At 61.9% G+C, this 25,625-nt stretch carries 24 protein-coding genes; 8 read left to right on the forward strand and 16 right to left on the reverse strand.

Annotated features, from left to right (window positions below; all coding sequences use genetic code 11):
* Positions 1-2: 2 nt before the first annotated feature.
* Positions 3-1,166 carry an MFS transporter gene (locus QN397_RS08530; RefSeq protein ID WP_323500666.1) on the forward strand — a complete coding sequence of 388 codons (1,164 nt, stop codon included), beginning with the start codon at positions 3-5 and terminating at the stop codon, positions 1,164-1,166.
* A 24-nt stretch (positions 1,167-1,190) separates the two neighbouring features.
* On the opposite strand, the gene QN397_RS08535 is transcribed toward QN397_RS08530, so the two are convergent.
* Together QN397_RS08535 and QN397_RS08540 are read right to left on the reverse strand one after the other, a co-directional pair.
* Positions 1,191-2,558 carry a hypothetical protein gene (locus QN397_RS08535; RefSeq protein WP_323500667.1) on the reverse strand — a complete coding sequence of 456 codons (1,368 nt, stop codon included), beginning with the start codon at positions 2,556-2,558 and terminating at the stop codon, positions 1,191-1,193.
* 119 nt (positions 2,559-2,677) lie between these two features.
* Positions 2,678-2,995: a hypothetical protein gene (locus QN397_RS08540; RefSeq protein WP_323500668.1), complete on the reverse strand. Its 318-nt coding sequence runs from the start codon at positions 2,993-2,995 to the stop codon at positions 2,678-2,680.
* 566 nt (positions 2,996-3,561) lie between these two features.
* Between QN397_RS08540 and QN397_RS08545 the strand changes: the two genes are divergently transcribed.
* The 5 genes from QN397_RS08545 to QN397_RS08565 are packed head-to-tail and all read left to right on the forward strand — an operon-like array spanning position 3,562 to position 9,066.
* Complete coding sequence (locus QN397_RS08545) at positions 3,562-5,082, forward strand: 3-hydroxyacyl-CoA dehydrogenase (RefSeq protein ID WP_323500669.1); 1,521 nt, start codon at positions 3,562-3,564, stop codon at positions 5,080-5,082.
* Positions 5,083-5,093: 11 nt separating this feature from the next.
* Positions 5,094-5,873 (forward strand): oxepin-CoA hydrolase, alternative type, encoded by a 780-nt coding sequence (locus tag QN397_RS08550; protein WP_323495075.1) that lies wholly within the window; start codon positions 5,094-5,096, stop codon positions 5,871-5,873.
* A gap of 59 nt (positions 5,874-5,932) precedes the next feature.
* Positions 5,933-6,652, forward strand: a complete 720-nt coding sequence (locus QN397_RS08555) for a Crp/Fnr family transcriptional regulator (protein ID WP_187052185.1) — start codon at positions 5,933-5,935, stop codon at positions 6,650-6,652.
* Positions 6,653-6,659: 7 nt separating this feature from the next.
* Complete coding sequence (locus QN397_RS08560) at positions 6,660-7,766, forward strand: phosphotransferase (protein WP_323495074.1); 1,107 nt, start codon at positions 6,660-6,662, stop codon at positions 7,764-7,766.
* Positions 7,767-7,794: 28 nt separating this feature from the next.
* Positions 7,795-9,066: an acyl-CoA dehydrogenase family protein gene (locus tag QN397_RS08565; protein WP_187052187.1), complete on the forward strand. Its 1,272-nt coding sequence runs from the start codon at positions 7,795-7,797 to the stop codon at positions 9,064-9,066.
* 30 nt (positions 9,067-9,096) lie between these two features.
* Here QN397_RS08565 and QN397_RS08570 read toward each other — a convergent pair whose 3' ends face one another.
* The 6 genes from QN397_RS08570 to QN397_RS08595 form a co-directional block, all read right to left on the reverse strand.
* Positions 9,097-9,576 (reverse strand): GNAT family N-acetyltransferase, encoded by a 480-nt coding sequence (locus tag QN397_RS08570; RefSeq protein WP_323500670.1) that lies wholly within the window; start codon positions 9,574-9,576, stop codon positions 9,097-9,099.
* Positions 9,573-10,115, reverse strand: coding sequence for an MOSC domain-containing protein (locus QN397_RS08575; RefSeq protein WP_323495277.1), 543 nt, complete (start codon positions 10,113-10,115; stop codon positions 9,573-9,575). Before QN397_RS08575 ends, QN397_RS08570 begins: the two co-directional genes overlap by 4 nt.
* 8 nt (positions 10,116-10,123) lie before the next feature.
* Entirely contained in the window at positions 10,124-11,461 is a 1,338-nt protein-coding gene (glmM, locus tag QN397_RS08580) for a phosphoglucosamine mutase (protein ID WP_323495072.1), read from the reverse strand.
* Complete coding sequence (gene folP / locus QN397_RS08585; RefSeq protein ID WP_416352121.1) at positions 11,458-12,366, reverse strand: dihydropteroate synthase; 909 nt, start codon at positions 12,364-12,366, stop codon at positions 11,458-11,460. Before folP ends, glmM begins: the two co-directional genes overlap by 4 nt.
* Before the next feature lie 60 nt (positions 12,367-12,426).
* Entirely contained in the window at positions 12,427-14,346 is a 1,920-nt protein-coding gene (gene ftsH, locus QN397_RS08590; RefSeq protein ID WP_323495071.1) for an ATP-dependent zinc metalloprotease FtsH, read from the reverse strand.
* A 177-nt stretch (positions 14,347-14,523) separates the two neighbouring features.
* Complete coding sequence (locus QN397_RS08595) at positions 14,524-15,192, reverse strand: RlmE family RNA methyltransferase (protein ID WP_323500671.1); 669 nt, start codon at positions 15,190-15,192, stop codon at positions 14,524-14,526.
* Between the two features lie 20 nt (positions 15,193-15,212).
* Here QN397_RS08595 and QN397_RS08600 point away from each other — a divergent pair, with 20 nt between their 5' ends.
* Positions 15,213-15,692 (forward strand): YhbY family RNA-binding protein, encoded by a 480-nt coding sequence (locus QN397_RS08600; protein ID WP_187052192.1) that lies wholly within the window; start codon positions 15,213-15,215, stop codon positions 15,690-15,692.
* A 62-nt stretch (positions 15,693-15,754) separates the two neighbouring features.
* A complete protein-coding gene (locus QN397_RS08605; protein WP_323495275.1) occupies positions 15,755-16,474 on the forward strand; it encodes a glycosyltransferase in 720 nt (239 codons plus the stop codon).
* 58 nt (positions 16,475-16,532) lie between these two features.
* Here QN397_RS08605 and QN397_RS08610 read toward each other — a convergent pair whose 3' ends face one another.
* The 8 genes from QN397_RS08610 to lpxB all read right to left on the reverse strand — a co-directional run bounded on the left by QN397_RS08610 (position 16,533) and on the right by lpxB (position 25,615).
* Positions 16,533-16,958 (reverse strand): DUF4149 domain-containing protein, encoded by a 426-nt coding sequence (locus QN397_RS08610; RefSeq protein ID WP_323495069.1) that lies wholly within the window; start codon positions 16,956-16,958, stop codon positions 16,533-16,535.
* A gap of 35 nt (positions 16,959-16,993) precedes the next feature.
* A complete protein-coding gene (gene greA, locus QN397_RS08615; RefSeq protein ID WP_187052194.1) occupies positions 16,994-17,482 on the reverse strand; it encodes a transcription elongation factor GreA in 489 nt (162 codons plus the stop codon).
* Positions 17,483-17,544: 62 nt separating this feature from the next.
* A complete protein-coding gene (locus tag QN397_RS08620; RefSeq protein ID WP_323500673.1) occupies positions 17,545-18,414 on the reverse strand; it encodes a Kdo hydroxylase family protein in 870 nt (289 codons plus the stop codon).
* 29 nt (positions 18,415-18,443) lie between these two features.
* The gene (carB, locus tag QN397_RS08625; RefSeq protein ID WP_323500674.1) at positions 18,444-21,671 is read right to left on the reverse strand and encodes a carbamoyl-phosphate synthase large subunit; all 3,228 of its coding nucleotides are present in this window, start codon (positions 21,669-21,671) and stop codon (positions 18,444-18,446) included.
* Complete coding sequence (carA, locus tag QN397_RS08630; protein WP_323495066.1) at positions 21,664-22,848, reverse strand: glutamine-hydrolyzing carbamoyl-phosphate synthase small subunit; 1,185 nt, start codon at positions 22,846-22,848, stop codon at positions 21,664-21,666. Before carA ends, carB begins: the two co-directional genes overlap by 8 nt.
* A 148-nt stretch (positions 22,849-22,996) precedes the next feature.
* Positions 22,997-23,776, reverse strand: a complete 780-nt coding sequence (locus tag QN397_RS08635; protein WP_323495065.1) for an RNA methyltransferase — start codon at positions 23,774-23,776, stop codon at positions 22,997-22,999.
* On the reverse strand, positions 23,773-24,492 hold the full coding sequence (gene rnhB / locus QN397_RS08640) for a ribonuclease HII (protein WP_323495064.1): 720 nt from the start codon (positions 24,490-24,492) through the stop codon (positions 23,773-23,775). Before rnhB ends, QN397_RS08635 begins: the two co-directional genes overlap by 4 nt.
* Positions 24,464-25,615 carry a lipid-A-disaccharide synthase gene (gene lpxB, locus QN397_RS08645; RefSeq protein WP_323495063.1) on the reverse strand — a complete coding sequence of 384 codons (1,152 nt, stop codon included), beginning with the start codon at positions 25,613-25,615 and terminating at the stop codon, positions 24,464-24,466. Before lpxB ends, rnhB begins: the two co-directional genes overlap by 29 nt.
* Positions 25,616-25,625: the final 10 nt, after the last annotated feature.

The raw sequence follows: 25,625 nt of genomic DNA on the forward strand, positions 1-25,625 counted from the left end.
CGGTGCGCCCGCCGCTCCCAGGCGCGCTATGGGCTCTGCTTGCCGGTAACTTCGTCATCGGCACCGGGGTCATGGTGGTGCCCGGCACGCTCAACGAGATCAGCGCGTCGCTGGCGGTTAGCGCAGCGACGGCCGGGCAGCTCATCACGGTGGCGGCCATCGTGATGTGCCTCGGCGCACCGCTGCTGGCAGCCGTGTTCGCCGGGTGGGACCGCCGCGTGCTCCTCGCCTGCACCATGCTCTGGTATGCGGCTGGCCATGCCGTCGGCGCGCTGACGAGCGACTTTGGTGGTTTGCTGCTGGTGCGCACACTGACGGTGATCGCGCCTGCGATTTTCACTGCGCAGTCGGCTGCCTGCGCTGGCCTGCTCGTACGGCCCGAGCAGCGCGGCAGGGCCGTCACCTTCGTTTTTCTCGGCTGGTCGATGGCGTCCGTGCTGGGCCTTCCCATCGGCGCGCTCATTGGAGGTCACTTCGGCTGGCGCAGCGCCTTCATGGTCATCTCGGCGCTCTCGGTTGCAAGCGCGATCGGCATCTGGTTCACTCTGCCGGCCCACATTCATCCGGCCGCCTTGTCACGCGCAGCCTGGGGGCGCGTCTTGAAGAGTCCGATCCTCATGGGCGTGGTGTCGGTCACCGCATTGCAGGGCGTCGGGCAATTCGTGTTGTCGAGCTACTTCGCCCCGATCTTGAAGCTGACACTGAACGCGGACGCGACATCGCTCAGCCTCATGTGGGCATGGTTTGGCGCATGCGGTCTCATCGGCAACGTACTGGTCAGCCGGAACATCGATCGGCTGGGCGCGGGGCGCATGGTCATGCTCACCACAGCGATGATCGCGGTGAGCCTGCTGCTCTGGCCGCTGGGGATGACCATGGCATCGATGGCCCTGGTTCTGGTGCCTTGGGGTCTGGGCTGCTTTGCTGCCAACTCAGCGCAGCAAGCGCGCTTGGTGGGCTTGGCACCGACACTTGCGCCCGGCTCTGTCGCGCTTAACAGCTCCGGCATCTACATCGGTCAGGCAGTGGGTGCTGGCGCTGGCGGCTGGATGCTTGCACATGACGCGATCGATTCCATGCACTGGGTCGGCCTCGCGACGGTGCTGGCCGCGATGCTACTGAGCTTTTTGGTCGAACGCGCTCAGAGGCCTGTCGTCACGGCGTAAAACGCCGAGGCCCCGAGCCTGACCTCAGCGTTTTGTGTCTGGCGACTTCTTCGGCGCGATTTCGGCCTCGGTTGCCGGATCAAAAAGATCAAAGTCGATGATGTGCGGATTTTTCTCACGCTCTGCCGTCGGAGCGGATACCTCGATGGGTGCCGGCATCGTTTCGTAGGCCGTCTTGTCGAACTCGGCCAGGTCCAGATCGACACCCGGACGATGCGGAGCGCGTGGGCGCGCCGCTGGCGGAACGGCAGCAGGGGGCAAAGTGGTGGGCGCCTGAACATACGCCGTGTTGTGCTGCAACCCGTCGTCGATGCCGCCATAGATCGAATCCGGCAACGTCGGCGCACCCTCGATAGCATCGGGTGGCGACCCCGCTTCGAGAGTGTCGAGTGGCATCTCGCGGGTTGGAATTTCGCGATCGATCGGTGCCGGCATCGTCGGCTCGAGCTCGTGGCCGAAGGTATCGACGAACGACAGCGGAGTGACGGGCGCTGGCGGCGCGCTGTCTGGGTCGATGACTTCCTTTGCCACCGAATACAGCAACAGAAGCTCTTGATATGCGGCCAGGTCGAACGCTTCGTCGCCATGCGTTCCGGGTTTGCGGAACACCAGCTCTTCGATCAATGCCAGCGTACCAGGTGCCGGCCACTGCGACTCGATGCGTGCCAGCGTGCTGCGATAGTGTTCGAGGCCGCGTCCGGCTTCCGAGAATTTGTCGAATTCCGGCACGTCGGCATTGAAGGCGCGCTCAAACTCATGGCGCAGGCGCGCGTAGTCATCGCGCCGTCCGAGCGAGTGGAAGATGCGCAGCAAATCGAGGTACGCCAATGCGCTGGTGCCCGGGTTGTCGGCGATGTGTTCGCTCAATACGGCGATGGCCTGGTCGTGCTGCCCTAATGACAAAAAGAAGTCCGACTGCTGCTGCACGTCGAACAACTCCTCGGTGTTAACTGGGCGCACTGGCGCACCATCAGGCGTGCGAACCACTGTGTTTTCCAGCGAGCCGTAGCCGCTGAGATAGGCGGGCTCGATGTCGTCGAGCGGCGCGGGGCGTGACGCCGCGGCAACCTGACGCGTCGGAAATGCGCGTGGCTCTGGCAACCGGCCAGCGCTGCGAGGCATGCCGCCTGCACCCGGTTCGTCGGGTGCCCGTCCGCCAGCGGCCGGCGCTTCGCCCCACCATGCAGGCGCTGCGGCTCGTTTGGCTAGGCGCCACAGCAACAGCATGCCGATCAGTGCCAGCAGCAACAAAGCGATCAACGCGTAGACAAGCGGGTTGCGGTAGCGGCTGTCGCGGGCAGCCGCAAGCTCCTGCCGCATTTCGAGCAGCGTGCGCTGGTTTTGAGCGGTCTGCTCGCGCAAGGCAGTCAACGTCGCTTCGAGCGTTTGCATGCGCTGAGCATCGCGTTGGGCATCTTCGGAAGGCGTACCAACGGCCTTCCAAAGCGCGGCAGCTTCGGCACGCTTGGCAGGATCTTCAACGGGCGGTGCTATCAGTTCGGGAGAAGCTTTCAGGCCCGGGTCGCGTGCCGCTGTTGGCTCCATCGCGTCGAGTTGCAGGCGCGGGCCAACGCTCGCGGCAGGTTTTGCATCAGCAGCAGCAGCGGTTGCGGCTGCTGCAGGCGTGCGAGGCGCGACGGGTGATGCCGCGGGGGGTGCAACAGGTGCGGCAGCGACCACGACGCGACGTGAAGGCGCCGGCGGTTTGGCCGGTGCGGGCCGACGCGGTGCTGCAGCCACGGCGTCAGGATCGCGAGGACGGACGACGCGTGGCGCGGCACTGCGGCGCGCTGTTGCTGCACCGGATGTCGCACCGTTGAACGATCCATTCGAGTCGCCGCCGAATCTGCTGTCCGAGGAGGAGAACGCTGAACTTCCGGTCGAGCCATTGCTCGACGAGCGCCCGCCGGGCGAAGTCGTTACGCCAGGCACCGCGATATCCGCAGGCACATCGGCAAGCAGTACGTAGCGGTGCGTGGAGCGGGTGGCGCACCCTGCGCTCACTGCAACCGTCACGACCGGCTCGTCGACGATCACCGTCGATCTGACATGCATACGAGGCGTAGCGGCGCTGCTGCCCGGTTCGAGGGATACAGTTACGCGTTTGTCGTCTATCCGCGTGTCGCCTTGCAGAACCTCTGCTCCCAGGCATAGCGAATCCCCGCCATCGCCCTCTTCGAGGGTGAGCGGAATGACGAGATCTACAGGCTTGCCGATCCACGTCGACCCTTGAGGACGACCGATCGTCAAAGCGAATGATGGGAGCGCAACCCCGATAGAAATCAGAGCGGCTGCGATGCGTCGGAGTTGCAAAATGAGCCCAAAAGCAATCGAAAGTAGACACATTCTGACACGTGCGTCAGAGTCGAAAATTCCCTATGGAGACAATTATCAAATGAGTGTGAATTTTTCCAAGATCGGCGTGGTCGGCGCCGGCGCCATGGGCCGGGGCATTGCACAAATCGCGGCACAAGCCGGAAGCCAAGTGCTCGTGCTGGACAGTTTCGATGGCGCAGCGGAGCGCGCGAAGGAGGCGCTTGTCGCCCAATGGCAAAAATTGCACGAAAAAGGGAAACTAGACGAAGCCACACGCGATGCCCTCATCGCAAGGGTTCATCCTGTGTCGTCGATGCAACAACTTGCCGATTGCGACCTGGTGATCGAAGCCATCGTCGAAGACCTGGGCGTCAAGCGAGCGCTCTTCAAGGATCTCGAAGCGGTGGTGGCACCTGGCGCAACGCTGGCGACCAACACCTCGTCGTTGTCGGTGACGGCTATCGCTGCGGTGATGGCACACCCGCAGCGCATGGCGGGCTTCCACTTTTTCAATCCGGTGCCACTGATGAAGGTGGTCGAAGTCATTGCAGGCTTCAAGACCGACCCCGCAATTTGCGACCGCCTGGCCGGTTATGCCGTGCAAATGGGCCACAGCGCGGTGCGGGCGAACGACACGCCAGGCTTTATCGTCAACCATGCCGGCCGCGGTTTCGGTACTGAGGCCCTGCGCATCGTGGGTGAAGGCGTCACCGATTTCGCGACGATCGACCGCATCCTGAAAGACCAGGCTGGCTTTCGCCTCGGGCCGTTCGAACTGATGGATTTGACCGCGCTCGACGTCTCGCATCCGGTCATGGAATCGATCTACCGCCAGTACTACGAGGAGCCGCGCTTTCGCCCGAGCGTGATCACTGCGCAGCGTCTTGCTGCCGGCGCGCTCGGCCGCAAGACCGGCGAGGGTTTCTATCGCTATGTCGATGGCGTCATGCAGCAAGCAGCGGAACCGCCCGTACCGGTGATCGATGCGACGCCGGCCGTCTGGGTGTCGCCCCGCGCCGCACGCCGCGCCGACCTGCTCAAGCTCATTCATGCGCTCGGCGCCCAACTCGAAAGCGGTGCGACGCCTTCCTCAGCGGCGCTCATCGTGGTCGCGCCGCTGGGCTTCGACGTGACCACCGTCGCAGCGGTGGAACGCCTCGACGCCACGCGCACCATCGGCATCGACCTGATGATCGAAGACGCTGCCACCAAGCGCCGCGTGATTGCGACCAACCCCGCCACGCGGCGCGACATGCGCGACACGGCGCATGCGCTCTTCTCACGCGATAGCAAGCCGGTGAGCGTGATCCGCGACAGTGGCGGCTTCGTCACCCAGCGCGTGATCGGCACCATCGTCAACATCGCTGCCGACATGTGCCAGCAGCGCGTCTGCTCGCCACCCGATCTCGAGACAGCGGTGAAGCTCGGCCTGGGCTATCCGCAAGGTCCCCTGGCCATGGGCAATCTGTACGGCCCGACGAACATGCTCGAAGTGCTGTTCAACCTGCAGACGGTCTACGGCGATCCGCGTTATCGACCGAGCCCGTGGCTGCGTCGCCGCGGCGCACTCGGCCTGAGCCTGCTCCATGAAGAAGAGTGAGAACTGACCCGATGACCGCTGAACTCAAGAGTACGAGCGAAGGCCGCACCATGGTGCTGACGCTCTCGAATCCGTCGCAACGCAATGCGCTCGGTCCGGAGATCTATGCCGCAGGCATCGAAGCACTCAACGGCGCCGAAAGCAGCGATGAAATCCGCAGCGTCGTGATCGTCGGCGAGGGCGCATGGTTCTGCGCCGGCGGCTCGCTGCAGCGCCTGTCTGCCAACCGCGATCGAGAACCATCCGTGCAGGCGGAAAGCATAGAAGGCTTGCACAACTGGATCGACTCGATCCGCACGTTTCCCAAGCCGGTGATCGCCGCGGTGGAAGGCGCGGCCGCGGGAGCCGGGTTCTCGCTGGCGCTGGCATGCGACTTCGTCGTCGCTGCACGCGACGCGGTGTTCGCAGCGTCGTACAGCAACATCGGCTTGTCTCCCGACGGCGGCTTGAGCTGGCATCTTGCCCAACTGTTGCCTCGGCAATTGGCGAGCGAATGGTTGATGGGTGGCCAACGCATAGCAGCCGAACGCCTCCATGCGCTCGGCCTGGTGAACGAACTCGCTGGAAGCGGCCAGGCGTTGGCTGCAGCCCTGGCGCTCGCAGAACGTTTGAACTCGCGGGCGCCGAATGCGTTGGCCAGCATCAAGGAGCTGCTCAGCGATGGACGCGGAGCGACTTTGTCGTCACAGCTTTCTGCCGAGCGCGATCAGTTCGTGCGCAACCTGCATCATCCGAACGCCGGCATCGGCATCGCCGCCTTCCTTGCCAAAGAGACGCCGCAGTACCCTTGATCGGGTCCGGTCACTCCCGTGACAACCCTCAGCCTTTCAGTCGCCGACAGGACAGACCAATGGACGACCCCATTCTTACCATCGAAGAACGTGAAGCGATCAACAACGGTCGCTGGTTCTCCTCCCTTTCCCCCTCTTTACGCCACGACATCCTCCGATGCGCTTTCGTCAAACGCTACAAAGACGGCGAACTACTTGCTGCACGCGGGGATCCGCCAGAGCAGTGGATCGCCTGCGCCAAGGGCGCTGTGCGCGTCAGCTCGACAGCGGTGTCTGGCAAGCAAGTCACGCTGACTTACGTCGAGCCGGGCATCTGGTTCGGCGACGTGGCGATGTTCGACGGGGACCGGCGCACGCACGATGCGTACGCGCATGGCGACACCACGACGCTCAATGTTGCGCGCGCCGACTTCCAGAAGATCCTCGCGGCGCACGTCGAGTTGTACGAAGCCTTAATGCGGCTGCAGGCGCGGCGCATCCGCCAGTTGTTCGGCCTGGTGGAAGACCTCAACACCCTGCCCTTGCGTGCGCGGCTGGCCAAGCAGCTCATTCACCTCGTGCGCAGCTATGGGGTCGCAAGCTTGTCGGACGGCAACCAGATGCGCATCGGTCTTCACCTCGCACAGGAAGAGCTCGCGCAATTGCTCGGTGCATCGCGTCAGCGCGTCAACCAGGAGTTGAAGGCGATGGAGCGCGAGGACGTCATCCGGATCGAGCCAGGTGGCCTCGTGGTGCTCGACCGTCCCGCGCTGATGCGCATTTCCGAAGCCGACGTTTGAGCGCGCCATGACCCAGGACTTCAGTAACTTCATCGGCACCCGCGCGGTGTCCCCACAGCATGCCCCCGACATCGACGCACTTTCCGCGTGGCTCGAGAAGAACCTCGACGGCTTCAAAGGCCCACTGACCATCGAGATGTTCAAGGGCGGGCAGTCCAACCCGACGTACAAACTACTGACGCCATCCCAGAGCTACGTGATGCGCGCCAAGCCGGGCCCGGTCGCCAAGTTGCTGCCTTCGGCGCACGCGGTCGAACGCGAATACAAAGTCATGAGCGGTTTGCAAGGCACAGATGTGCCGGTGCCACGCATGTACTGCCTGTGCGAAGACGAAGGCGTGATCGGTCGCGCTTTCTATGTCATGGAGTTCATGGCCGGACGCGTGCTGTGGGATCAATCTTTGCCCGGTATGAGCAACGCTGATCGCAGTGCAATCTACGACGAGATGAACCGCGTGATCTCCGCTTTGCACACCGTCAAGTTCGCCGAGCGTGGGCTGGCTGGCTACGGCAAGCCAGGCAATTACTTCGAGCGTCAGATAGGCCGCTGGAGCAAGCAGTACGTGGCTTCCGCCGATGGCAAGGGCGAGATGTCGCAACCTATCGATGCCATGGCGCGCCTGATGGATTGGCTCCCGACACATATCCCCGCAAGCGCGCGTGACGAAAAGATGATCTCCATCGTGCATGGCGACTACCGTCTCGACAACCTCATGTTCGACGCCAAAGAGCCACGTGCCATTGCCGTGCTCGATTGGGAGCTTTCGACGCTGGGCCATCCTCTTGCCGACTTCAGCTACCACTGCATGTCCTGGCACATTTCGCCGGGCTCGTTCCGCGGTATCGGCGGGCTGGACCACAAGAGCATGGGCATTCCGACCGAGGAAGAGTACATCGCGAGTTATTGCAAGCGCACGCAGTTCACTACACCCGAGGCGCTCGCAGAGGACTGGAACTTCTACCAGGCCTACAACCTGTTCCGCATGGCGGCCATCCTGCAAGGCATCGCGAAGCGGGTCGAGGCCGGCACCGCATCGAGCGAGCAAGCCGTAGCGTCTGCCCGCGGCGCCCGCCCCATGGCCGAGATGGCCTGGGACTTCGCACAGCGCGCCTGACCACCCTATTTACCCAAGGAGACAAAAGATGGACTTCGAGTATTCCTCCAAAACCAAGGAACTGCAAAAGCGCGTCAGCGCGTTCATGCAGGAACACATCTACCCGGCCGAGTCCGAGTACACCGCCGAACTGGCCGCCAACACCGCAGCCGGCAAGCGGTGGACGGCTCTCAAAACGGTTGAAAAGGTGAAGGAAAAAGCCAAGGCCCAAGGCCTTTGGAACCTGTTCCTGCCAGTCGACAGCGCGTCGGCTTCTGGCTATGACGGCGCGGGCCTGACCAATCAGGAATACGCGCCGCTGGCCGAAATCATGGGCGCGGTGCCATGGGCGAGCGAAGCTTTCAATTGCTCGGCACCCGACACCGGCAACATGGAAACCATTGCGCGCTACGGCTCGACAGATATCAAGGCACGCTGGCTCAAGCCACTGCTCGAGGGTCAGATCCGTTCAGCCTTTGCAATGACCGAACCCGACGTCGCGTCCAGCGATGCCACAAACATCGCAACCCGCATCGAGCGCGATGGCAACGACTATGTCATCAACGGCCGCAAGTGGTGGATTTCCGGCGCGGCCGATCCGCGTTGCGCCGTGTTCATCACCATGGGCAAAACCGATCCCGAAGCCGCGAAGCATTCGCAGCAGAGCATGGTGATCGTGCCCGCCGACGCCAAGGGCATCAAGATCGTTCGACCGCTCAACGTGATGGGCTACGACGATGCGCCACACGGCCACGTCGAGATGACGTTCGAGAACGTGCGTGTGCCGATCGACAATATTCTGCTCGGTGAAGGCCGCGGCTTCGAGATCGCCCAGGGTCGCCTTGGCCCCGGACGCATTCACCACTGCATGCGACTGATCGGCCTGGCGGAACGCGCGCTCGAGCTGATGTGCAAGCGCGCTTCTTCGCGTGTGGCTTTTGGCAAGACCGTTGCGTCGCAAACCGTCACGCAAGAACGCATCGCCGAAGCGCGTTGCAAGATCGACATGGCCCGGCTGCTCACGCTGAAGGCCGCCTGGCTGATGGACACGGCAGGCAACAAGGTCGCCCGCAACGAGATCGCGATGATCAAGGTCGTGGCACCGACGATGGCGTGCCAGGTCATCGACTGGGCCATGCAGGTTCACGGCGGCGGCGGCATGAGCGACGACTTTCCGCTCGCCTACGCCTATGCTGGCGCGCGTACGCTGCGCTTTGCGGACGGTCCGGACGAAGTGCACCGCAATGCGATCGCGAAGTGGGAGTTGGGCAAGTACGCGGTGGAAAAGCGCGACATCGAAGCGCCGGTCACGCGCTTCTAACCGTCGCGCCGCTGATCGACAAGCCTTCTTCTACAGCCTCTTTTGTAGAAAAAGTGCCGTGCCGAAGGACGGATCGAGCTGAAACGCAGCAAAGCCCTCGCGCTCGTACGCGCGCAGGGCTGGCTGGTTGCCCGATAGCACCTCGAGCGTGAGTTTGCAGGCGCCACGCGTGCGCGCCTCGGCCTCTACGCAAGCGAACATGCGATGCACGATGTGCCGGCCGCGATGGCTCTCCAACACGACGACGTCGTGCACGTTGACCAATGGTTTGCATGCAAAGGTTGAGAAACCTTCTATGCAGTTGACCAGCCCGATCGGTTCACCGTCGTCAAAAGCCAGCACACTGAACATCTGCGGCCGCGCGGCCAAGGCTGCAGGAAGGTCCTGCTTGATGTCTTCGGCCAATCCAACGTTACCTCCCGCAGGATCGCGTGCGTAGCTGTCCAACAGGCTGACGACTGCTGCGATCTGTGCCGGAATGCGGTAGTCCGCAATGAAAACTTCGATCACACCGGCTCCAATCGTTTCAGTTTGCCTGCGGGCAATTCGATGCCGATCGGATCGCCTGCGCGCACTTCGCCGCCCGCCACGACGATCGACATCACGCCCGCCTTGCGGACCAGACGACCGTCGGCATCCTTGCCCAACGTCGCAGTCATGAGCCCCGGCTGAAATCGATTAAGTTGACTGCATGGATTGCGCAGCCCGGTGACTTGGACCACAGCACTGCGCCCGATCACCAGGCGTGCGCCGCTCGGCAGTGCCAGCAGATCGATCCCGCGCGTCGTGATGTTCTCTCCGAGGTCGCCCGGAAACACCGCGAATCCCGCCTCGATCAACTCATCGAACAACTCGGCGTGCAGCAGATGAACCTGCCGCAAGTTGACCGCATGTGGATCTCTGGCAACGCGAGAGCGATGCTTGACGGTCAGGCCGGCATGCGCATCTCCGGCGACTCCGATTCCCGCTATGAGCGTGATCGACGGCTCTGTAAATTTGGAGAAGCTGTGCCCGTCACTTGCGTGCACGGCATTCACCAACGGCACGATCTGCGTGCTCAATCGGCGGTTTCCAGTGTGGCGGCAATGCGCCGCGCAAAGCTTTCGGCGTCTTGCGCGTTGCGCGCCTCGACCATCACGCGCACGACGGGCTCCGTACCACTGGCGCGAATCAGCACGCGACCGGCGTCGCCCAACTTCGCTTCAGCGCGTTCGCTTTCTTTCGCGAGCGCCGCATTGGTCTGCCAGTCCTGCCCGGGAGCGACCCGCACGTTGATCAGCGTCTGCGGAAAGAGCGTCACACCCTCCAGCAACTGTGCGACCGTCTTTCCGCTACGCACGCAGGCTTGCAGCACCTGCAGCGCGCTGACGATGCCGTCGCCTGTCGTATGCCGATCGAGGGCGAGCAAATGGCCCGAGCCTTCCCCACCCAGCAACCAGCCGCGCTTTTCGAGTTCTTCCAGCACATAGCGATCGCCGACCTTGGTGCGTACGAATTCGACGCCGAGTTTGCGCAGGGCGACTTCGACGGCTTTGTTGGTCATCAGCGTGCCGACTACCCCCACTGGCTTCTCGCCCCGTCCGATGCGTTCCGCCACCATCAGGTACAGCAGTTCGTCGCCGTTGAAAAGACGACCGGTCGAGTCGACGAGTTGCAATCGGTCGGCGTCACCGTCCAGCGCAATACCGTAATCGGCGCCACGGTCCTTTACCGCCTGGATCAGCGCTTGCGGGTGCGTCGCACCGACGTCCTTGTTGATGTTGAGCCCATCGGGCGCGCAGCCGATGCTGGTGACATCGGCGCCCAACTCATGGAAGACCTGAGGTGCGACTTGATAAGCAGCGCCGTGGGCGCCATCGACCACGAGCTTCATGTTGCGCAGCGTCAGGTCATAGGCGAAGGTGCTCTTGCAAAATTCGGTGTACCGACCCGCCGCATCGCCGAGACGTCGGGCCTTGCCAAGTTGCGCCGAGTCGGCCCACACGGGCGCTTCTTCGAGCGCGGTCTCGACCGCCAGCTCCCACTCATCGTCCAGCTTTGTGCCCTGTGCGCTGAAAAACTTGATGCCGTTGTCGGGAAAAGCATTGTGGCTGGCGCTGATCACCACGCCCAGGCTGGCGCGCTGGGCGCGTGTCAGGTAAGCCACGCCAGGCGTCGGCAACGGCCCTAAAAGCACCACATCGACGCCTGCCGAATTGAAACCCGACTCGAGTGCCGACTCGAGCATGTAACCCGAGATTCGCGTGTCTTTGCCGATAAGCACTCGCGGACGCGATTCGGTTTTTTTAAGCACGCGGCCGACTGCGTGCGCAAGACGCAAGACGAAATCCGGCGTGATCGGCGGCTGGCCGACCGTGCCGCGAATGCCATCGGTTCCGAAGTATTTTCTGGTCATGTCGACTGCTCCTGTGCTGGTTGTTTTTCTGCTTTCATCGCGCGCCAGACGGCAAGTGCCGCGACGGTTTCGCGCACATCGTGCACGCGCAGGACCGAAGCGCCACGCTCGGCCGCCAGTACCGCCGCAGCGACGCTCGGCACCATGCGCGCCGCTGCCGATTCGATGCCCGCTACTGCGCCGAGCGAAGATTTGCGCGACCAACCAACGAGCAGCGGACGACCCACCGCAATCAACTCGCGCTGACGCGCAAGCAATGAAAAATTCTGCGCAACGGTCTTGCCGAAACCGATGCCTGGATCCAGCACGATACGCTCCGCTGCAACCTCCAGCGCCCGAAGCGCCGCTGTACGCTGCGCCCAAAACGACAGTACGGGCGCGACAACGTCGCCCTCCATCGGCAGTGCCTGCATCGTCTGCGGATCGCGGTGCATGTGCATCAGGCAAACACCGCACGACGGATGCGCAGCGATCACTTCCAGCGCACCAGGCTGCCGCAGAGCCCACACGTCGTTGACGATGTCGACACCCAGATCGAGCGCAGCGCTCATCACTTCGGGCTTGTACGTATCGATCGACACCGGTAGTCCTAACTTCAGCGCCTCGCGCAGCACAGGAAGCACGCGATTAAGCTCTTCTTGCAGCCCTATCGCGGGACTGCCGGGCCGTGTCGACTCGCCGCCAATGTCGAGAATGTCCACGCCCTCTTCGACCAAGTGCTCACAGTGCCGCAATGCCGCTTCGGTCGAAGCGTGTTGTCCGCCATCGGAAAACGAATCGGGAGTCACGTTGACGATGCCCATCACGCGAGGCTGCGTGAGGTCGACTTTGAAGCGCGTGGTCTGCCAGTACAGCCTCGACGACAACGGCTGTTCAGCGAGCGCCATCATTTGGTCGCCACCCATTGCTTCGCCCAATAAAAAACGGGGCCAGAGGCCCCGTTCATCGCTGCTGCGAATTTCACCTCAGGCCGCGGTCGGCGCCGGATCGGGTTGAACCGTCGGCGCGCCGCCGCTGCCACCACCGCTGCCTGAAGGTGGTACGCGTGGCGTCCAGTCTTTCGGTGGGCGCGGCGCCTTGCCGGCCATGATGTCATCCAGTTGCTCGGTGTCGATGGTTTCCCATTCGAGCAAGGCCTTGGCCATCGCATGCATCTTGTCGCTGTTCTCTTCGATCAGCCGACGCGCCATGGCGTACTGGTCGTCGATGATGCGGCGCACTTCGGCGTCGACCTTTTCCATGGTTTGCTCGCTCATGGTCGTCGTCTTGGTGACCGAGCGGCCTAGGAACACTTCGCCTTCGTTCTCGGCATAGACCATCGGGCCAAGCGACTCGGTCATGCCGTAGCGGGTGACCATGTCACGCGCGATTTGCGTCGCACGTTCGAAGTCGTTGCTCGCCCCAGTTGTCATCTGGTGCATGAACACCTCTTCAGCAATGCGGCCACCAAATAGCATGCTGATCTGGTTCAGCATGTACTCACGGTCATAGCTATAGCGGTCTTGCGCGGGCAGGCTCATCGTCACGCCCAAGGCACGGCCCCGCGGAATGATGGTGACCTTGTGCACCGGGTCGCACTTGGGCAGGAGCTTGCCGAGAAGCGCGTGACCCGACTCGTGATACGCCGTGTTGCGACGTTCTTCTTCGGGCATGACCATGCTCTTGCGCTCGGGGCCCATGAAGATCTTGTCTTTAGCCTTTTCGAAGTCCTGCATTTCGACCACGCGGGCATTGCGGCGGGCGGCCATCAAAGCGGCTTCGTTGCAGAGATTCGCCAAGTCGGCGCCGGACATGCCGGGCGTGCCGCGTGCGATCACATTCGGGTTCACGTCCTGGCCGAGCGGCACTTTGCGCATGTGCACGGCAAGAATTTGCTCGCGCCCGCGGATGTCCGGTAGCGTCACATACACCTGACGGTCGAAACGACCCGGGCGGAGCAGAGCAGCGTCCAGAATGTCCGGGCGGTTGGTCGCCGCCACAACAATCACGCCGAGATTGGTTTCGAAACCGTCCATCTCGACCAGCATCTGGTTCAAGGTCTGTTCGCGCTCGTCGTTGCCACCGCCAAGACCGGCGCCACGCTGGCGACCGACCGCGTCGATTTCATCGATGAAGATAATACAAGGCGCGTTCTTCTTGGCGTTCTCGAACATATCGCGCACCCGTGCTGCGCCCACACCGACAAACATTTCGACGAAGTCGGAACCGGAAATGGAGAAGAACGGAACCTTCGCTTCGCCGGCGATCGACTTAGCAAGCAGTGTCTTGCCGGTGCCGGGAGGGCCGACCAGCAACAAGCCACGCGGAATGCGGCCGCCGAGTTTCTGGAATCGTGCGGGGTCCTTCAGGAAATCGACGACTTCCTTCACTTCTTCCTTGGCTTCGTCGCAACCCGCGACGTCGGCGAAGGTGACCGTGTTGGTGTTCTCGTCCAGCATGCGAGCCTTGCTCTTGCCGAAGCTGAATGCACCGCCCTTGCCGCCGCCCTGCATCTGTCGCATGAAATAGACCCAGACGCCGATCAGCAGAAGCATGGGCCCCCAACTGACCAGTAGTGTCATGAGAAGCGAGCCTTCTTCACGCGGCTTGACGTCGAACTTGACGTTGTTGGCGATCAAGTCGCCGACCAAACCACGGTCCAGGTAGGTCGCGGTGGTGCGGATCTTTCGGTCATCGTTGGTGACCGCCACGATCTCGCTGCCGCCCTGTCCCTCTTGAATGGTCGCGCTCTTGATGCGGTTACCGCGCACTTCTTCAAGGAAGTCCGAATAACCGACATTGTTGGCGCCTGCCGCGCCGCGTGTGTCGAACTGTTTGAAAACAGTGAACAGCACCATCGCGATGACGAGCCAGACGGCAACTTTTGAAAACCACTGATTGTTCAAACAAAACTCCAGTCGGAAGCGCGTGACAGAAAAATGAAAACGCGCGGTAGACAACGCAACTGCAGCTTATTTTAGGCTTTTCAAGCTGCGAAACCCCGGAAATTACCTATAGCAGCCATAGGGCCGGCACGGGTTTGAGGCAAATTCAAGGGCATTGCCCAAAACGGTGCGCGCGCTTCACTCCGTACGTGCGCCCAGCAAACCCATGCCAACCAAAAACGTCTCGGAAGATTTGTCCCTCGACGCCTTGGGTTTGATGGGCTTGACCGTTCTGAAGTTCGCTTTAAACAGCTTGACCAGCGTGTCGTAACCCCCGCTGTGAAATACCTTGGCGACCAAAACGCCTTCTGGCTTCATGTGGTTCTGTGCAAACTCGATAGCAAGCTCGACCAGATGCTCGATTCGAGCGGTGTCGGCCGAAGCAATGCCGGACAGGTTTGGAGCCATATCGGACACGACCACATCTGCCAGCCGCCCGCCCATGGCGATTTTCAATTGGTCAACCACCGCATCTTCCCGAAAATCACCGAGAAGAAAAGTGACGCCCTCGATCGGTTCCATCGGCAGCAAGTCGAGCGCGATGATCGTGCCCTGCAACGCCCCGGCCGCTGCGCCACCCGGAGACATGCGCCGCCGGACGTACTGGCTCCAAGCGCCAGGCGTGGAGCCGAGGTCGACCACCAACTGCCCCGCTTTGATCAGCCCCAGCGTCTCGTCAATCTCCTTGAGCTTGTAGGCTGCCCGAGCACGATAGCCCTCCCGGGTCGCGAGCTTGACGTACGGATCGTTGATGTGATCGTGCAGCCAAGCCTTGTTGACCTTCTTGCCCGTGGTTTTGGTATTCATCTACGCTCGATAATACGGGGATGCCTGCCATTCAACTTTCCCCCGCACAACGCAAGGTGCATCGCGCCGAAGCGCATCACCTCGATCCGATCGTCATGGTCGGTGGCGACGGGCTCACCCCTGCCGTCTTAAAGGAGGCCGACGCCGCCCTGAAAGCGCACGGCCTTATCAAAGTGCGTGTTTTCTCGGACGACCGCGTCGCTCGCGAAGCCATGATGCAAACGCTGGCCGACGAGCTCAGCGCCGCACCTATCCAGCACATCGGTAAGCTGTTGGTGCTCTGGCGCCCCAAGGTCGAGAAAGAACGCGAAGTCGACGAAGACCGCATGCCCGGCCCGCGGGACGTCAAGATCGTCAAGTACAGCAAGCGTTTCGGTCAGCGCCCCGAGATCAAGACGCTTCGCGTGCTCGGCAACCAGCGCCTGACCCCCGGCGGCACCATCAAGCGGGCGAAGGCCAAGCGACCACTGTCGGCCAAGAAGCGCCGCCAGGCAGACTGAGCGTGCCTGCGAGCCCGTCGCTGTCGCCTGCGAAGTCGGGTGGCCAGCGCCACATCCTCTGCATGAAGTGGGGAACGAAGTACGGCCCTGAATACGTCAACCGGCTCTATGCGATGGTGCGGCGCCATCTGAGCGGAGACTTCAAATTTGTCTGTTTAACGGACGATGGCGCCGGCATACGGCCAGAAGTCTTGTGCCTTCCGATCCCTCCGCTGGACCTGAGCCTCGCGCCCGGCCAGCGTGACGGCGCCTGGAAAAAGCTGACCACCTTCTCTGCCGATCTGTACGGTCTAAGCGGTACGGCGCTTTTCCTGGATGTCGACGTGGTCGTCGTAGGCGGTCTCGATGCGTTCTTCGAGCAGCCCGGTGAATTCCTGATCATTCATGACTACGCGCGGCCCTGGCGGCGCGAGCGCATCACCGGCAATTCATCGGTGTATCGATTCGAGCTGGGTGCCCACGCCGATGTGCTCGACTACTTTCGTGCCAATACGGAGAAAGTTCAGGACGAGTTTCGAAACGAACAGCGCTATCTGTCGGATTTTTTGTACCGACAGCACAAGCTCAACTACTGGCCGACGCAGTGGTGCCCCAGCTTCAAGTACCACGGGATTCCGCCATTCCCGACCAACTTGTGGCGTGAACCCTTCGTGCCCGACGGTTCGCGGATCATGATTTTTCATGGTGAATGCAATCCGCCCGATGCGCTTGCGGGACGACGCAACCGGTTGTTTCGCTACATCCGGCCCGCGAACTGGGTTGCGCGTTACTGGAAAGAGTAGCGGCTTCGCAGCCGCCCGCGGTCGCTCGGGCTGCAGTGGCTCAGCAATGACCCAAGTTTCAGGCCGCGGGTTTTTGCGCTGAGGGCGCCATACGCCAGAGCAGGACTGCTGTAAGAGCCCATTGCGCCAGATACATGCCGCTGCCGACGGCGTGCCAGAGCTTGAGGTCGTCGCGCGCCAGGATGCGGGGCGAAACGGCGTACTCCTGCATCAGGGCGAGCAAGAGTGCAACGACGATCAAAGAGATCGCGATTCGAATTGCCGGCGCCACGCCATCGACCATCTTCGATCGAAAGTAAGTCAGCAGTGCAATGCCGCAGCCCAAAGCTACCCAAGTCTGCGCGGCAAACAACTGCCCTGCAAAATTGCCGGCGACCGCCGGGCTGCCAAGCTTGGCGAATGCCATAGGCACCACCAAAAAGCCGGTTGTCGTGAGGCTTCCCCACCAAAAGGAGGCGAGCAGCAGTGCGAATCGGTCTTTCATTGCGGCAAAAGTCTCGGCTCTCGGAGTCTTCAGAATCAGACGTAGCTGACGCCCATGATCTCGTAGCGCTTCAGCCCGCCAGGCGCTTGCACCTCCGCAGTGTCGCCCTCTTCCTTGCCGATAAGCGCACGCGCAATCGGGCTGGAGATGTTGATGAGCCCGAGCTTCAAGTCGGCTTCGTCTTCGCCAACGATCTGGTACTTCACGACTTCGCCGGATGTTTCTTCTTCCAGCTCGACCGTCGAGCCAAAGACGACTTTGCCACCGGCGTCGACCTCGGTCGGATCGATGATCTGTGCGGCCGACAGCTTACCTTCGACCTCCTGGATGCGGCCTTCGATAAAGCCCTGGCGGTCTTTGGCGACTTCGTATTCGGCGTTCTCGCTGAGATCGCCTTGCGCACGCGCCTCGGAGATAGCGTTGATGACCCAAGGCCGTTCAACCGTCTTCAGGCGATGCAGTTCTTCGCGCAGCTTCTCGGCGCCGCGCTTGGTGATGGGGATGGTTGTCGAAAGAGTAGCCACGTTTGTTGCTCCAGAAAACGAAACCGCCGAACGATACCGTTCGGCGGTCGGTTGGGGACAGGTCAGACGAGATTGCGTCCGGTCAGCCGGCTCAGTATGGCGAGCGGGCTCGAATTCGGATTGTATTGCTTGGCAGGAGCAAGGTGCAGCGTCTGCTCCAGCATGTACTGGCCTGACATGACCGCATGAGATGTCTGGTCCGAAAAGCAGACCCACACCGACCCGGCAGGGAACGACACGGTTTGCTGCGGCGAGGTCTTCTGGTATTCCAGATCGGACTTCATGCCGTCGTGCAACTGCAGCATGAGGTGGTCGTATTCGCTGCGCAGCGACTTGGTCACGCGCAAAGCCCGCATCAGCTTGGCCTGCCATCGCACATAGGGCTTGGTCCGCGGCAAGAAGCGGGCAGCCACTGCCTCGAATGGTTCACCCACCCGCCAGACCCGCGGCAGTCCGTCTGGGTTGGCGTTGGTGAACACACGCAGGATGCGCTCGCCGTAGTTGGGCCGAGAGGGAAACGAATCGACGTGCAGCCGCTTGTCGTCGGCGCGCCAGGACTGTACTCGCGTCTCCACCTGCGCTGGCCGATAGCTCGTGGGCGCGAGTCGCAACGCGGGCGTGTAGTGGGGCAACAGCCCGTGTATGAGCTGCTGCGCCTGCTCACGAAATCGCGACACCATAGCGGCGGCGGCGCGCTGTACCGCATCGTCGCCGGCTGCGCCCTTGAGCTTGCCATCGGCGTTCAGGCTGATATTGCGCACATCGGGCGAAAGAACGGCCGGCGTCAACAGGCCCCGCTCTTCCGGCAGTAACTCGAATCCGAGGCGCGGAAAATAAAGCACCTTGCCCGCTTCCAACGCCGCGATCCACGCATCGTTCGGCTTCGCCGCAGTCCAGTCGGCGAGATCGAGCTCTACAAGCTGCGTGTCCATAGCGCACTCCCCTCGCTCTGCTGCAGGCATTAAGCCGCAGCGAGCTGCGCGTGCATTTCCTGAATCGAAATGACACCCAGCTCATCCATGTGCTGCATGCCTTCGACCGCGGCTTCTGCCCCGAAAATCGTAGTGAAGGTGGTCACGCGGGCCAGCAGCGCCGACGTGCGGATCTGGCGCGAATCGGTGATCGCATTGCGACGCTCTTCGACCGTGTTGATGACCAACGCGATCTCCTTGTTCTTGATCATGTCGACGATGTGCGGACGGCCTTCGGTTACCTTGTTCACGACCGCGCAAGCGACGCCTGCTGCCGAAATCGCAGCCGCGGTGCCCTTGGTCGCAATCAACTCGAATCCCAGCTTGGCAAGGCCACGTGCCACGTCCACGGCGCGCGGCTTGTCGTTGTTCTTGACCGAGATGAACACCTTGCCGGACTTGGGCAACATCGTGCCTGCGCCGATCTGCGACTTCACGAAAGCCTCGCCGAAGGTCTTGCCCACGCCCATCACTTCCCCGGTCGACTTCATCTCAGGACCCAGGATCGTGTCCACACCCGGGAACTTGACGAACGGGAACACCGCCTCTTTCACGCTGAAATACGGCGGCGTCACTTCTTTTGTCATGCCTTGCGACTTGAGCGATTGGCCGGCCATGCAGCGCGCCGCCACCTTGGCGAGCTGAATGCCCGTCGCCTTGCTGACGAAAGGCACCGTACGCGACGCTCGCGGATTCACTTCGAGCACATAGATGACGTCTTTGCCGTCCTTTTGCTGAATGGCGAACTGCACATTCATCAAGCCCACGACGTGAAGCGCTTCGGCCATCGCGGCGGTTTGCCGCTTGAGTTCGGTGATCGTGTCGGCGTTCAGGCTGTAAGGCGGCAACGAACACGCCGAGTCCCCCGAATGCACGCCCGCCTGCTCGATGTGCTCCATCACGCCGCCGATCAGCGTCGTGCCTTCGGTGTCGCGGATGCAATCGACATCGCACTCGACAGCGTCGTTCAAGAAACGATCGAGCAGCACTGGTGAATCGTGGCTCACCTTGACAGCCTCACGCATGTAGCGTTCGAGGTCGCGCTGCTCGTGCACGATTTCCATTGCGCGTCCGCCGAGCACGTAGCTCGGGCGCACCACCAGCGGATAACCCAAGGATGCTGCCTTTTCAAGGGCTTCAGGCTCAGTGCGCGCCGTCGCGTTCGGCGGCTGACGCAAACCGAGTGCGTGCAGCAGCTTCTGGAAGCGCTCGCGGTCTTCGGCCGCATCGATCATGTCGGGCGAGGTGCCGATGATCGGCACGCCGTTGGCTTCGAGGTCGAGCGCCAGCTTGAGCGGTGTCTGGCCGCCGTACTGAACGATCACGCCGATCGGCTTCTCTTTATCGACGATTTCGAGCACGTCTTCGAGCGTGAGCGGTTCGAAGTACAGGCGGTCGCTCGTGTCGTAGTCGGTCGAAACGGTTTCCGGATTGCAGTTGACCATGATGGTCTCGTAGCCGTCTTCGCGCAGCGCCAACGCAGCGTGCACGCAGCAGTAGTCGAACTCGATGCCCTGGCCGATGCGGTTGGGACCGCCGCCAAGCACCATGATCTTCTTCTTGTTCGTCGGCGCAGCCTCGCACTCGTCTTCGTACGTCGAGTACATGTACGCGGTGTTCGTCGAAAACTCGGCTGCGCAAGTGTCGACGCGCTTGTAGACCGGGCGCACACCGAGGGCTCGGCGCTTCTCACGGACCGCGGTGTCGGTTGTCTTCAACTGGAACGCCAGTCGACGGTCAGAAAAACCCTTCTTCTTCAGCGCAAGCAGAGTGTCTTTGTCGATGTCGTCGAGTGACTTCGTTTCAAGTTCGAGTTCGATCTTCACGATCTCTTCGATCTGCACCAAAAACCACGGATCTATCTTGGTCAGCGCAAACACTTCGTCCACGCTGAGGCCCATCGCGAAAGCATCGCCGACATACCAGATGCGCTCGGGGCCGGGTTCGCCCAATTCCTTCTCGAGAACTTCGCGGTCCTGCGTTTTCTCGTTCATCCCATCGACGCCGACTTCGAGACCGCGCAATGCTTTCTGGAAGGACTCCTGAAAGGTGCGGCCCATGGCCATCACTTCGCCCACCGACTTCATTTGCGTCGTCAAACGCGAATCGGCCTGAGGAAACTTCTCGAAAGCGAAACGCGGAATCTTGACGACCACGTAGTCGATGCTGGGCTCGAAACTGGCGGGCGTAGCGCCGCCCGTGATCTCGTTGCGCAATTCATCGAGCGTGTAGCCGACTGCCAGCTTGGCAGCAACCTTGGCAATCGGGAAACCGGTAGCTTTGGACGCCAGAGCCGACGAACGCGACACGCGCGGGTTCATCTCGATCACGACCATGCGCCCGTCTTTGGGATTGATCGAAAACTGGACGTTGGAACCACCGGTGTCGACGCCGATTTCACGCAGCACGGCGAGCGACGCGTTGCGTAGGATTTGATATTCCTTGTCGCTCAAGGTCTGCGCCGGCGCTACCGTGATCGAGTCGCCTGTGTGCACGCCCATCGGGTCCAGATTTTCGATCGAGCACACGATGATGCAGTTGTCCGCCTTGTCTCGCACGACCTCCATCTCGTACTCTTTCCAGCCGAGCAGCGACTCTTCGATCAGCAGCTCGTTGGTGGGCGATGCTTCGAGGCCGCGCTTGCAGATGGTCTCGAATTCGTCGGGGTTGTAGGCAATGCCACCGCCGGTACCACCGAGTGTGAAGCTGGGGCGGATCACGGTCGGAAAGCCCAACGTCTTCTGCACGACCCACGCTTCGTCCATCGAATGCGCAATGCCCGAGCGCGCCGACCCAAGACCGATCTTGGTCATCGCGTCTTTGAACTTGAGACGGTCTTCTGCTTTGTCTATGACCTCCGGCGTAGCGCCGATGAGTTCGACCTTGTACTTGTCGAGAATGCCGTTGCGCCAGAGGTCGAGAGCGCAGTTGAGCGCAGTCTGGCCACCCATGGTCGGCAGGATCGCATCGGGGCGCTCCTTGGCGATGATCTTTTCGACCGTCTGCCAGGTAATCGGCTCGATGTAGATCACGTCGGCCGTGGCCGGGTCGGTCATGATCGTCGCTGGATTGCTGTTGATGAGGATGGTCTTGTAGCCCTCCTCGCGCAGCGCCTTGCAGGCCTGAACGCCCGAGTAATCGAACTCGCAGGCCTGGCCGATGATGATCGGGCCGGCGCCGATGATGAGGACGCTTTTTAGATCGGTGCGCTTAGGCATTCTTGTTCCCTGCTTTGTGCTTTTCCATCAATGCCGTGAAGCGATCGAACAAATAGCCGATGTCGTGCGGACCCGGCGACGCTTCCGGATGACCCTGGAAACAAAACGCGGGCTTGTCGGTACGCGCCAGGCCTTGCAGCGTGTTGTCGAACAGGCTGATGTGCGTCGGTCGCAAGGTGGGCGGCAACGATTTCTCGTCCACCGCGAAGCCATGGTTCTGACTCGTGATGCTCACGCGGCCGTTGTCGAGGTCTTTCACCGGATGGTTCGCGCCATGATGGCCGAACTTCATCTTGAAGGTCTTGGCACCGGAGGCCAGCGCCATGATCTGGTGGCCGAGGCAAATACCGAAGACCGGAATACCGGTGTCGATCAATGCACGTGTCGATTCGATCGCGTAGTCGCAGGGCTCCGGGTCGCCCGGGCCATTGGCCAAAAAGATGCCGTCGGGCTTGAGCTTGAGCACGTCGGCCGCCGGTGTTTGCGCCGGCACGACGGTGATGCGCGCGCCACGTTGCGCGATCATGCGCAGGATGTTTTTCTTGACGCCGTAGTCGTAGGCGACGACATGGAATTTCGGCGTGATCTGCACGCCGTAGCCGGAGCCGAGCTTCCACTCGGTCTGGTTCCACTCGTAGGCATGCTGCACCGACACCACCTTGGCTAGGTCGAGCCCGGCCATATTGGGGGCGCCATTCGCGGCGGCGATCGCCTTGTCAATGAGCGCCTGCGTCACGGCTTCTCCTTCGGCCAAACCCAGGATGCAGCCGTTTTGCGCGCCGTGGGTCCGCAGATGGCGGGTGAGCTTGCGCGTGTCGATGTTGGCGATGGCAACAGTTTTGCCAACCACCAAGTATTCGCTCAGCGTAGCGGTCTTGCGGAAGTTGGACGCGATAAGCGGCAAGTCTTTGATGATCAAGCCTGCCGCGTGAATTTTGTCGGCCTCGACGTCTTCCTCATTGACACCGTAGTTGCCGATGTGCGGATACGTGAGCGTCACGATCTGCTGGCAATAGCTGGGGTCGGTCAGGATTTCCTGATAGCCGGACATGGCGGTGTTGAACACCACTTCGCCAGTCGTGGCGCCGGCGGCGCCAATCGAGTTGCCTTGGAAGACTGTGCCGTCTGCAAGCGCCAGGATGGCGGGTGGGAAAGCTCCCTTGAGAGACAAAAGCACTGGGGTTCTCCGGATGGATTACGCCCAAAACGAACCCTGATTTGACTCGAAGGGTCGCGACTTTCGTCCAGGAGTTGGCTAGCGTTCGCTGTGGGCGGGGTATGAGCGGGAAAGCCTTTGATTATAGCCGCGAGCTGCTGCCCCAAACTTACAAAACGGACGTCGCAGCGCTGGCATGAAGGCAGATTGCGGCGGCCGCGGCCACGTTCAACGACTCTTCGCCACCCGGTTGCGCGATGCGCACGTGCGTTGTTGCGCGCGCAGCGAGTGCGGCGGACACGCCCTGCCCCTCGTGGCCCATCAGCCAGGCACAGGGATTCGGCAAGCGGAGCTGGTGCAGCCATTCGCCTTGGTGCGAACTGGTGGCGACGAGCGGCACCTTTAGGTTGTCGAGAACGTCGACCTCGACGCCTTCGATCAGACGCAAGCCGAAGTGCGCACCCATCCCCGCACGCAGCACCTTAGGGGCCCAAAGCGCCGCAGTGCCCTTGAGCGCTATCACTTGCCTGAAACCGAACGCCGATGCGCTGCGCAAAATCGAGCCCACATTGCCCGCGTCCTGCAAACGATCGAGGATGACGGTGGGCGCGTTTGGCAAGAGCACGAGCGGCTCGGGCAGATCGATCACGAAACCCATCGGCGCCGGCGACGCGAGCGCGCTCACTGCGGCCAGCAACGCATCCTCGATCACGATTGTTTTGACTGCCGCGCCGGACCATTCCACCTTGGCCTGCGGCCAGTACGTTTCGGAAAATACTGCTATGGCCGGCCGCACGCCACGTTCCAGCGCGGCTCGGCATAGGTGATCCCCCTCCAGCCAGAGGCGGCCGAGTCTGCGATAGGCGCCTGCGTCGTGCGACAGCTTGCGCAGGTCTTTCAGGAGCGGGTTGTCGCGCGAGCTGACATGGCTGACGTCGGGCGACGTCACTGCCCGAATCCGAGCATCGAAGGCGTTGTGGGTAAGACGCGCAATTCGATTTGTGTCACCGTCGTTTCGACCCGAACGCCGATAGCGACAGCGCCCATGCGCACCAATGCCGCCGCGACAGGACTGAATGAACGCCGGTGGTGAATGCATGCACCGTGACGCAGCAATGCCTCTAGGTGTTCGGGCGTGCCGTAGCCCTTGTGACCGGCAAAGCCGTACTGCGGAAACTCGTCGTGCAACTGTTGACAAAGCTTATCGCGATGCACCTTGGCAATGATCGATGCGGCCGAGATCGACTTGATGAATGCATCGCCCCGAATGACCGCTTCGGCCAGCACATCGAGCGTCGGCAACCGATTCCCGTCGACCAGCACCTTGGCAGGCTTCAGTCGCAGCCCCTCGACGGCACGACGCATGGCGATCATCGTCGCCTGAAGGATGTTGTGAGTGTCGATCTCTTCGACAGTTGCGTGCGCGATGGAGCAACACAACGCCTTCGCCAGAATCTGCTCGTTGAGCCGCTCCCGCTGCAACGCCGTCAGCGTCTTGGAATCGGCCAGGCCGCGAATGGGCCGTGAATCGTCGAGGATGACCGCGGCCGCGACGACGGGGCCAGCGAGCGGACCACGGCCTGCCTCGTCCACGCCCGCAAGCAGACCTGGCGCGTCCCACACCAGGCGCGACTGTTCAGCCTTCAAGAACTTTTTGGATCGCATCGGCACACAGTGTCGGCGTATCTCGCTGCAGTTGCTGATGCAGCGTCGTAAAACGTTGTTCGAGCGCACGCACCTTGTCGGGGGCTTGCAGCCATGCCAGCGTAGCCTCGGCCAGAGCCTCGGGCGTGGCAGCGTCTTGCAGCAATTCGGGTACGACGAACTCACCGCAAAGGATGTTCGGCAATCCGACCCAAGGCTGCAACTGCTTCTTTTGCATGATGCGCCACGAGATGCCGTTCATGTTGTACGCGATGACCATCGGACGCTTGAAAAGCGCGGCCTCCAGCGTGGCAGTGCCGCTGGCGATCAAGGTCGCATCGCAGGCAGCGAGCGCCGCATGAGATTGGCCATCGAGCAGCGTTATCTGGTCGGCTATGCCGCTGGCCTGAAGCGCGGCAACGACATCGGCGCGCAGGCTGGGAATGACCGGCACCACGAATTGCATGTTCGGTTTTGCGCGCTTCATGAGCGCCGCCGCTGCGAAGAATCGTGATGCCAGGTAACGCACTTCGGAGCGGCGACTGCCCGGCAGCAGCGCGACGACCGGCGCATTCGCATCTAGGCCCAACGCCACGCGGGCTGCGGCGCGATCGGGCTTCATCGGAATGACATCGGCCAGCGGATGACCCACGTAGCTCGCCGACACGCCGTGCTCGGCCAACAGCGCGGGTTCGAACGGAAAGATACACAGCACATGATCGGCTGCTGCGCGGATCTTTTCGACGCGGTCGGCACGCCACGCCCAGATCGACGGACAAACGAAGTGCACGGTCCTGATGCCGCGACCTCGCAGGCTTGCCTCGAGGTCGAGATTGAAATCAGGCGCATCGACGCCGATGAAAAGATCGGGCCATTCGCGCAGCAGCCGGGCTTTCAGCTGTCGGCGAATGCCGGAAATCTCTGCGTAGTGGCGCAGTACTTCGACATAGCCGCGCACTGCCAGCTTCTCTTGCGGCCACCAGGTCTCGAAGCCGCGTGCAAGCATGCGGGGACCGCCGATGCCGACCATCTTGAGGGCAGGCCAGCGAGCCCGCAACCCGTCGAGCAGCAGTCCGGCCAGCAGGTCGCCAGATGGCTCGCCCGCCACCATCGCGAATTGCCGCGGACCGACCTTGCTGTTCATGCCCGCTTCA

It is taken from the genome of Variovorax sp. RTB1, from assembly GCF_035018765.1.
GTDB lineage: Bacteria > Pseudomonadota > Gammaproteobacteria > Burkholderiales > Burkholderiaceae_C > Variovorax.